Source organism: Nostoc sp. 2RC (genome assembly GCF_014222165.1).
Classification (GTDB): domain Bacteria; phylum Cyanobacteriota; class Cyanobacteriia; order Cyanobacteriales; family Nostocaceae; genus Nostoc; species Nostoc linckia.
In genome coordinates, this window is the sequence record NZ_JACKZU010000329.1 from 1 (window position 1) to 9,538 (window position 9,538).

The window sequence follows — 9,538 nt, forward strand, 5'->3', positions numbered from 1 at the left end:
CTCAATCTGCTTTCGGGGCACGTCCATTGAGTCTGGTGAGAGTTTTCAGCCTTGAGCTTAATTCCTGTGTTAACGCTGCTGTTTGATAGCGCCACCCCCAGTTACCCTCAGCAACACTGGGAAAATTCATCCGCGCTTCGTTTCCTAATCCCAAAATATCTTGCAAAGGAATAATCGCTTGGTTGGCTACGGAACTCAATGCTAGTCGAATTAAATCCCAGTGGATGCCTTCAGGGCTGACACAACCTAAATACAGCAATAAGTTTTGCTTTTCGTAGTCGTTAGCTGTGTTGAACCAGCCAACGGTTGTGTTATTGTCATGGGTTCCGGTATAGACTACAGCATTTCGCGGGTAATTAAATGGTAAAAATGGATTGGCAGGATCGGAACCAAAGGCAAATTGCAAAACTTTCATTCCCGGAAATTCAAACTTGTCTCGCAGTGCTTCCACCTCTGGTGTAATTACTCCCAAATCTTCTGCCAATACGGGTAGTTTGCCGAGTTTTTGCCCAATTACTTCAAAAAAAGCTTCTCCAGGCGCTTCCACCCATTGGCCATTCATGGCTGTTTCTTCCCCTTGGGGTACAGACCAATAAGCCTCGAAACCTCGGAAGTGGTCAATGCGAATTATATCTACATAATCCAGCATGGCCTCAAAGCGCTGTACCCACCATTTAAAGTCTTGTTTTTGCAATTCCTCCCAGTTATAAACTGGGTTTCCCCACAGTTGACCGGTGGCACTAAAGTAATCTGGTGGAACTCCTGCCATTTGTGCTGCTTCTCCCGTCTCTTCATCTAAGGCAAAAATGTTAGGATTTGCCCAGACATCGGCGCTATCATGAGCTACGTAAATGGGTATATCCCCGATAATGTCTATACCGTGGGTGTTGGCGTAATTTTTCAGATTAGACCACTGGCGGAAAAATTCAAATTGGATAAACTTGTAGTAAAAAATTTCTCCATTGAGGCGACGCTGTACTCTATCTAAGGCTTCTGGCTGGCGCTTGGCAAATTCTGTTTCCCATGTATACCAGCTTGCACCTTCGTTAGCATCTTTCAATGCCATAAATAAGGCATAATTATCCAGCCAATAGGCTTTTGTGTCACAAAAAGCTGCAAACTCTTTCTGTTGCTCAGGCGTAGCACTAGCTCTAAAGTTTTCACATGCTTTTTTTAGTAGCCCAACTTTTACTGGCACAACCGCATCGAAATCTACCTTTTCCGCCGCAAATGCTGGTAAATTAGCAAAGTCTTCTTCAACTAACAAACCCTCATCTAAAAGTTTTTCTGGGCTAATTAGCAAGGGATTTCCCGCCATTGCCGAGTAACACATGTATGGGGAATTGCCGTATGCAGTGGGGCCTAAAGGTAAAACTTGCCAATACTGTTGATAGCTTTCTTTAAGAAAATCAATGAAACGATAAGCTTCTGAGCCTAAATCCCCAATGCCAAATCGACTGGGAAAAGAAGTAGGATGCAGCAAAATGCCACTAGATCTAGGAAAAGGCATATTCAACCTGAATTATAGGAGCAAGCGATCGCTACAACAAAATGCTACGCGATCGCATCGAATTTATCATGAAAGCTGTCGGCAGTGGGGATTGGGGACTGAGGGATGAGGCAGGGGCTAGGGAGCAGGGAGCAGGGAACAGAGGTAAGAATTCCAAACTCCAAACTCCCAACTCCTAACTCCCAACTCCCAACTCCCAACTCCCAATCCCTAATTAATCCAAAATCCAAAATTTAAAATCTAAAATTCCATGTCTTACCGAAATCCTGCACCAACAGTTGATATCATCATTGAACTAGTAGATCGACCTCATCGACCAATAGTGTTAATTGAAAGACATAATTCACCCTTAGGTTGGGCTATTCCTGGCGGTTTTGTGGATTATGGGGAAGCTGTGGAAGTGGCGGCACGGCGAGAAGCCGAGGAAGAAACTGGTTTACAGGTAGAATTAATTGAACAATTACTGGTGTATTCTGACCCCAATCGCGATCCGCGTCAACATACCATTAGTATTGTATTTTTGGCGACGGCCATGGGAGAACCTGTGGCTGGAGATGATGCTAAGGGTGTAGGAATTTTTGAGTCTTGGCGCGTACCGAGTAATTTATGTTTTGACCACGATCGCATTTTGCAGGATTATTGGCGATATCGGCATTATGGGATACGTCCGAGGTTGGGCTAGAGAAACGAACCGCAAAGGACGCAAAGGGCGCAAAGTAAGAAAAGAGAGGAATACCTGTGACACAAAGTTTTTGTGATTATACTGTGTCATTGGTATTTAATGGTGCATTATGGACGCTGAGGAACTTTTAAAACAATACGCAAAAGGTCAACGAAAGTTTGATTCAGTAAATCTGAGAGGAGTAAACCTCAAAGGGGCAAACTTGAGCGGGATAGACCTAACAGGTGCAGATTTAACCGGAGCAGATTTAAATAATGCGAACCTGACTAAGGCATGTCTTAAAAGCACAAATCTCACTAGAGTGTCTCTGACAAACGCAAACTTAAGTGGTTTGGTCGAAAGTTCTAGTGTAAATTTGAGTTGGGCAGATTTAGACAATGCCAATTTGAGGGATGCTACGCTAAATTCTGCCAATCTAACTGAAGCTTCTTTGAAAAAAACAAATCTTGTGAGAGCTAACCTTAGTGGTGTAAATTTAACTGGGGCTAACTTGTTTGAAGCTGATTTGAGTCAAGCAAACCTAATTCATGTACAACTCAAAGATACTAATTTGCAGGGAGCCAAAATTCGGGGTATTAATTTATCTCAAAAGAATTTGTCTGGAATGAATATGGCTGAAGCCGATCTAGGTGCAGCAAATTTCAGAGGCGTAAATTTGAGAAAAGCCTGTCTAAAAGAGACAAATTTAGAGAGAGCGGATTTACAACAAGCGGATTTAATGAAAGTAAATCTAAGCGGAGCAAATCTCAGAAAAGCTGACTTAACTGGAGCTAACATTTACGGAGCTAATCTTCAAGATGCTGACCTGACTGGTGCGATAATGCCTGATGGAGAGGTTTATAAACCGATCGCCTCCCAAATCGAAATCGGTAAACAGGTAGCATCGTTAGAGAAAGTGATATCTATGACTCGTAAAGTAATTCGTACTGATAACGCACCCGCACCAGTCGGCCCTTATAATCAAGCGATCGCTGCTTCTGGTCAATTGTTATTTGTAGCTGGACAAATTGCCATCGATCCCCGCCTTGGTGATGTCGTCTACACTGATGATGTCAAAAAACAAACCGAGCAAGTAATGGCTAATCTAGAAGCCATCCTCACAGCAGCCGGGGCGACTTTTGCAGATGTGGTGAAAACTACTGTATTTCTGGCTGATATGAATGATTTTGCAGCCGTGAATGCCGTTTATGCCAAATATTTCCCGGAAAATACAGCCCCGGCGCGTGCTTGTGTCGAGGTGTCCCGCTTACCTAAGAATGTGTTGGTGGAAATTGAATGTATAGCGGTGATTAGCGGTTAGCATTGCTACATAACTTTAGGAATACTGAAATTCAGTACCCTAAAGGAGTATTAAAAATGCCAGAAAATTACTTCAGTGCTAGCTTACCCCAAAAGCTTACCAATGGGAAAAAGTCACACGGACAGTTTTTACTAACTGATAAATCTAAATTAAATGGGGGTGGAGGGACTTGAACCCACACGACCTTTTACGGTCAACGGATTTTCATTCTCCCGCAGTTTTCACGGCTACTTGATGGCAATAAGCACTCCAAGTTTTGAGAATTGGACTCTCCCTTTACCCTCGACTTTACGTTAGGGTAGCTCCCGTCGAGTCTCTGCACCTTCCGAATAGTTATGAGTTACAAATTATGAGTTTTTAGTTTACTCATTACTCATGACTCAGGACTTTTTTCGGCTTGGCTCAGGATTGCCGTGTCTGTTGCCAGATTTAGGTTTCCCTGAATTTGAGAGCTGCCACTTAAAGGATTTCTCCCTTAAGGCTCAGTTATCTAAGTCCGTAGCGTCTACCATTCCGCCACACCCCCGCAGGTGTTCGGTAACTATTTATTTTTTAGAGGCAGCAAATACCCCCTCATCTATTCCACCACCAATTGTGTCATTTGTCCAACAAGATTGAAAATATTTTTCCAATTGGAAGTTTTTTGTTTTTTCCTAACCAATTTGGATAGAACTTTCCACCTTTTTTGACAGTAGCACTGATTTGGTACTGGGCTACTTATCATAGCATCATACACAGGACGTATGTCAATTTTTTTGGCAGCTTTTCTCAAAATGCTTTTATAGGGCATTCGGTATGGGGAAAGGGAAAGGGGTAAGGGGGAAAGGGGAAAGATTAAATTTATTCCTTTTCCCTTTTCCCTTTAACCTTTTCCCCTGCCCCGCATCTTCCCCATCTCCCTCATCTCTCCACTTCCCTGAGTTCCGCTCTTCGCCTTATGATGAGGAATAGATGCTTAGACAAAAAAGTTATGATCGTCGCCCTGCTGTATCTGATTTTGGCTGGAGCTTATCTTCTAGTAGTTCCCATCGCTGTTTTGCTTTACTTGAAGCAGCGTTGGTATGCAGCTAGCTCCATTGAGCGTGTGTTTATGTACTTTTTGGTGTTCTTCTTCTTTCCAGGTTTGTTGGTTTTATCGCCGGTTGTAAATATTCGACCACGACCGCGACAAATTGAAGTTTAACTAAATTGGTAGGTCATAACTCTCATGCGACGGATTGACGCTATTGGAATTGGCTTAGGCATTTTTATTGCTGGTGGCTTGGCGTATGTAGGATTGCAGTTAGCCGGTTTCGATAATCAGCAAGCTGGTATATGGAGCCAAGTGTTACTAGTGGCTGTGTTAGTTGGCTGGTTAGCTACCTATTTTTTCCGTGCGGTGGGACAAAAAATGACCTACCACCAACAACGGGAACAGTACGAGCAAGAATTTCTGCAAAATCGCTTGGAAGAACTAACTCCCGAAGAACTAGCACGAATTCAAGCCGAGATAGAACAAGAAGAGCAGTCTCAGGTGTAAAGTGATCATTGGTCAGTTGTTATTTGTTCTTTGTCATTTGTCCTTTGACCTTCGCCTAAGGCTAATGACCAATAACCAATGGCTAATGACCAATGACCAATGACCAATGACCAATGACTAATGACTAATGACTGCAATTTCTGATTGCTTTGAAACCCTGAGGCACAATCGTGAGTGTGCTTTGATTCCGTTTATCACTGCTGGCGATCCAAATTTAGAAACAACAGCAGCAGCTCTGCAAATCCTCGATCGCAACGGAGCAGATATTATTGAACTGGGCGTACCATACTCCGATCCTCTAGCGGATGGGCCAGTAATTCAAGCAGCTGCTACCCGCGCCCTGCAAAGAGGAACGAAATTTGAGCAAGTGCTGGAAATGCTGCGAGCAACTACTCCCAAAATGCGATCGCCCATTGTCTTATTCACCTATTACAACCCAATTTTGCACCAAGGAATTGATAAATTTCTCCAGCAAGTTGCTGCGGCTGGGGTGTCAGGATTGGTAGTACCTGACTTACCTTTAGAAGAGGCCGCAGGGTTACTTGAACCAGCTGGTGAGATGGGAATTGATATAACTTTGTTGGTAGCTCCCACAAGTTCTGCCGAACGGATACAAGCCATCGCCCAGTCTTCCCAAGGATTTATTTATTTAGTCAGCGTCACAGGTGTGACGGGAATGCGAACGCAAGTAGAAACGCGGGTATCTTATTTACTAAAACAAATTCGTAATGTTACTGATAAACCCATTGGTGTAGGCTTTGGAATCTCCGAGCCTGAGCAAGCCCGTCAAGTACGGGAATGGGGAGCAGATGGGGTGGCTGTAGGTAGTGCTTTTGTGAAGCGGTTAGCAGAAGGTACACCAGAACAGGGACTAAATGCGATCGCCCAATTTTGCCAAAGTCTCAAAACAGCCATCAAAACCGCTAACAGTACAAATACTCATGTTGATGAGAGCGAAAAAGTAGATTAAAAAAGTGTAACAGCGTAGTTTTTTTATCCTAAGTTTAGTAGACAATTTGACTGTTCTGGTCTTGAATATTAACATCAGATATCATCATGTAAAAAAACTAGCTGATACAGTCGCTTATAGTCTGAGTATTATGTGAAGCGGTCAAAATTTATGAGTGTGAGAGTGATTCATTCACAGATGGTTATAGTTATATTGCAGTTGAGGGGCAAAGGCGATGAGTGAAAGTATGGCATTTATCGGTGGGGTCGCTGTCGCTGGGTTAGCGGCTCTAGTATTGCTCAAAGGAACAAGTATACAACCCAACTTCGCTGTTGCTCCCCAAATGCCGAATACTGTGGTAGCGCCCCAGGTGATGCCGCCACAAATGCAATACCCAGGAGGGTATTACGGGCAACCACAACCAATTTATCCCAATCAGCCACCAACTGCACCCAATTCCGATCAGCGCCTAGAAATGGAAAAGCTGAACATGCAAATGGAGAGTTTGAAAAAGGACAACGAACAACTGAAGTTGCTCAACCAACAACTCCAAGGTCAAGTCCAAAATTTCAATACTCAGCAGCAGTGGCAATTAGCTCAGCAAAATAACCAACAAAAAGCAACAGCATTCCAGCCACAAAGTCCCTGGTGGTCTTCACCTATGCTGTGGGCAGTGGGAGGCGCAGCTCTCACCATTGGTGGTGGTGTTGTTGTGGCCGGGGTGCTGGCTTTATTCTCACCACGGCAGCGTCCAACCCGCACCGTACAAGTAATTCATCCTTATCAAGGGCCTACACCACCCTTAGTCCCTGTACGTCGTGCTGAGTTTTTACCAGCCTCTCGTGTAGATGCAAGACGAGTTGAAGCCCCAGAATACGACGAAATGCACTGATGGCGTGAAAGGGATTGGGGAGATGGGGTAAAGGGTAAAGGGTAAAGGGATAAATTTAACCTTTCCCCCTTACCCCTTACCCTTTCACCATTCCCTGGAAAGCGCTGTTTGGACAATGCCCCATGCCCCATGCCCCACACCCACAACTTTCCTACTTGATAAAAACCGTACATCGCGCTAGTCTTCATGGACGTAACTCCACGCAATGACATCAGGCGATGACACATCAATCCTCCCCGACAATTCCCCCTTGCACTTGGAATCGTCCCATCGGTTTAGGCTGGGATAAGCCCTATACTGTGCGTTATGCTAGTAATCTTGATGATGGCCCCTGGCATGGTGCGCCATTAGGTGGCTTTGGTGCAGGTTGTATCGGCCGTTCTTCACGGGGAGACTTTAATCTATGGCACATTGATGGTGGCGAGCATATCTTCAAAAACGTGCCCGCCTGCCAATTTAGTGTCTTTGAGTCCAATGGTACATCTACCCAAGCTTATGCTTTATCTACCCAAGCATCTGAGGATGGTAGCCTCAAAGCATGGCAATGGTATCCAGGAAGCACAGGAGTAGGGGAAGCAAATATTAATGAAAACAAAACTGGCGAATATCATGCTCTGTATCCCCGTAGCTGGTTTGTATATGAAAATGTTTTTCAAACACAGTTAACTTGCGAGCAGTTTTCCCCTGTGTGGGCTGATAATTACCAAGAAACTAGCTATCCTGTGGCGGTGTTCCATTGGAATGCTCATAACCCGACAAATGCACCTATTACTCTCAGCATCATGTTCACTTGGGAAAATATGGTGGGTTGGTTTACTAACTCTCTCAAATCTCCGAAAGTGCGGGTGCGCGATGACGGTAGTCCAGTTTATGAATACCAACCACCCTTGGGTGAAAGTCAAGGAAATTACAATCAGATAGTAGAAAATCCAGAATACTTTGGTTGTCTTTTAGGTCGGGTTGATAACGGCAAACCATTGCAAGAAGGGGATGGAACCTGGTGTATTGCCACTTTGAAACATCCAGGAGTAGAGGTATTTTATCACACTCGCTGGAATTCCATTGGTACGGGTGAAGATGTATGGCGAACCTTTGCTCGTGATGGTTCTTTACCTAATTATCAAGACACGACTCCAGCAGCAGAAAACACACAAATAGCAGCTGCCATTGCACTTCGTTTTACTCTCCAACCAGGGGAAACTCTAGAAATCCCCTTTGTTCTGGCTTGGGATTTGCCGATTACAGAATTTGCCGCCGGCATCAACTACTATCGCAGATACACAGACTTTTTTGGTAAAGATGGTAGCCATGCTTGGACGATCGCATCTACCGCTTTAGAACAATACCAAAGTTGGCGATCGCAAATTCAAAGTTGGCAACAACCCATTCTCCACCGAAAAGATTTGCCTTCTTGGTTTAAGATGGCTCTATTTAATGAACTTTACGACCTCACCTGTGGCGGTAGTCTCTGGAATGCAGCATCAGAACTTGACCCCATCGGTCAATTTGCAGTGCTGGAGTGCCTAGATTATCGCTGGTATGAAAGTCTAGACGTGCGGTTGTATGGTTCTTTTTCTTTGTTGATGCTGTTTCCAGAATTGGAAAAGTCAGTGATACGGGCATTTGCACGGGCAATTCCCCAAGGTGATGACACTCCCCGAATCATCGGCTACTACATGACAATCAAAGCAGAAAGTCCGCTTGCAGTTCGTAAAGCCTTTGGTGCAACACCCCACGATTTAGGCGCACCTAACGAACACGTTTGGGAGAAAACCAACTATACCAGCTATCAAGACTGCAATTTATGGAAAGATTTAGGTAGCGACTTTGTATTGCAAGTATATCGAGATTTTCTGTTTACGGGTGCTGAGGATGTGGAATTCTTAGCAGAGTGTTGGAATGCAGTAGTTCAAACTCTCAACTACCTAAAAACTTTTGATTTAGATGGCGATGGTATTCCCGAAAATTCTGGTGCGCCTGACCAAACATTTGATGACTGGCGGTTGCAAGGTGTCAGCGCCTATTGTGGTGGCTTGTGGTTAGCGGCCCTAGAAGCTGCCATCGCCATTAGCCAAGTTTTATTAAATCACAACCTTGGCGATCGCAACGACTTGGAATTTCAAAAATCTACCTATGAAGCTTGGTTAGAACAATCCCGCCCAATCTACCAAGAAAAGCTTTGGAATGGGCAGTACTATCGACTCGATAGTGAAAGCGGTTCCGATGTGGTAATGACAGATCAATTATGCGGACAGTTCTACGCCCGATTACTAAGACTACCAGATATTGTACCGAGCGATCGCGCCCTCTCTGCCTTGAAAACCGTTTACGATGCCTGCTTTTTGAAATTTTGTGATGCTAAATTCGGTGCTGCTAACGGTGTTCGTCCCGATGGTTCACCAGAAAACCCTAAAGCAACTCATCCTTTGGAAGTCTGGACAGGAATAAACTTTGGCTTAGCCGCTTTTCTGGTGCAAATGGGAATGAAAGATGAAGCATTTAAATTAACGGAAGCTGTAGTACAGCAAATTTATGAAAATGGACTACAATTTCGCACACCCGAAGCCATCACCGCAGCTGGCACTTTTCGCGCCTGCACCTACCTACGAGCAATGGCAATCTGGGGAATTTATTTAGTCATTGGTCATTAGTCATTGGGCATGGGGCATGGGGCATGGGGCATGGT

At 44.4% G+C, this 9,538-nt stretch carries 9 protein-coding genes; 8 read left to right on the plus strand and 1 reads right to left on the minus strand.

The window, feature by feature from the left end; translation table 11 throughout:
* Position 1: 1 nt before the first annotated feature.
* A complete protein-coding gene (malQ, locus tag GNE10_RS27040; RefSeq protein WP_185568576.1) occupies positions 2 to 1,510 on the minus strand; it encodes a 4-alpha-glucanotransferase in 1,509 nt (502 codons plus the stop codon).
* On the opposite strand from malQ, the gene GNE10_RS36210 reads away from it, so the two are divergent.
* The 8 genes from GNE10_RS36210 to GNE10_RS27075 all read left to right on the plus strand — a co-directional run bounded on the left by GNE10_RS36210 (position 1,485) and on the right by GNE10_RS27075 (position 9,503).
* Positions 1,485 to 1,619, plus strand: a complete 135-nt coding sequence (locus GNE10_RS36210; RefSeq protein ID WP_260447053.1) for a hypothetical protein — start codon at positions 1,485 to 1,487, stop codon at positions 1,617 to 1,619. The two genes, malQ and GNE10_RS36210, sit on opposite strands and share 26 nt — an antisense overlap.
* 141 nt (positions 1,620 to 1,760) lie before the next feature.
* Positions 1,761 to 2,192: an NUDIX hydrolase gene (locus GNE10_RS27045; protein ID WP_185568579.1), complete on the plus strand. Its 432-nt coding sequence runs from the start codon at positions 1,761 to 1,763 to the stop codon at positions 2,190 to 2,192.
* 109 nt (positions 2,193 to 2,301) lie between these two features.
* Entirely contained in the window at positions 2,302 to 3,492 is a 1,191-nt protein-coding gene (locus GNE10_RS36435) for a Rid family detoxifying hydrolase (RefSeq protein WP_185568582.1), read from the plus strand.
* Positions 3,493 to 4,462: 970 nt separating this feature from the next.
* Positions 4,463 to 4,675, plus strand: coding sequence for an NAD(P)H-quinone oxidoreductase subunit L (gene ndhL / locus GNE10_RS27055; RefSeq protein WP_099070901.1), 213 nt, complete (start codon positions 4,463 to 4,465; stop codon positions 4,673 to 4,675).
* A gap of 24 nt (positions 4,676 to 4,699) precedes the next feature.
* Positions 4,700 to 5,011, plus strand: coding sequence for a DUF3007 family protein (locus tag GNE10_RS27060; protein WP_099070902.1), 312 nt, complete (start codon positions 4,700 to 4,702; stop codon positions 5,009 to 5,011).
* Positions 5,012 to 5,138: 127 nt separating this feature from the next.
* Positions 5,139 to 5,981, plus strand: a complete 843-nt coding sequence (gene trpA / locus GNE10_RS27065; RefSeq protein ID WP_185568585.1) for a tryptophan synthase subunit alpha — start codon at positions 5,139 to 5,141, stop codon at positions 5,979 to 5,981.
* A 214-nt stretch (positions 5,982 to 6,195) separates the two neighbouring features.
* Positions 6,196 to 6,852, plus strand: a complete 657-nt coding sequence (locus GNE10_RS27070; protein WP_099070904.1) for a heterocyst differentiation related protein — start codon at positions 6,196 to 6,198, stop codon at positions 6,850 to 6,852.
* 218 nt (positions 6,853 to 7,070) lie between these two features.
* A complete protein-coding gene (locus GNE10_RS27075) occupies positions 7,071 to 9,503 on the plus strand; it encodes a GH116 family glycosyl hydrolase (RefSeq protein WP_185568588.1) in 2,433 nt (810 codons plus the stop codon).
* Positions 9,504 to 9,538 lie beyond the last annotated feature (35 nt).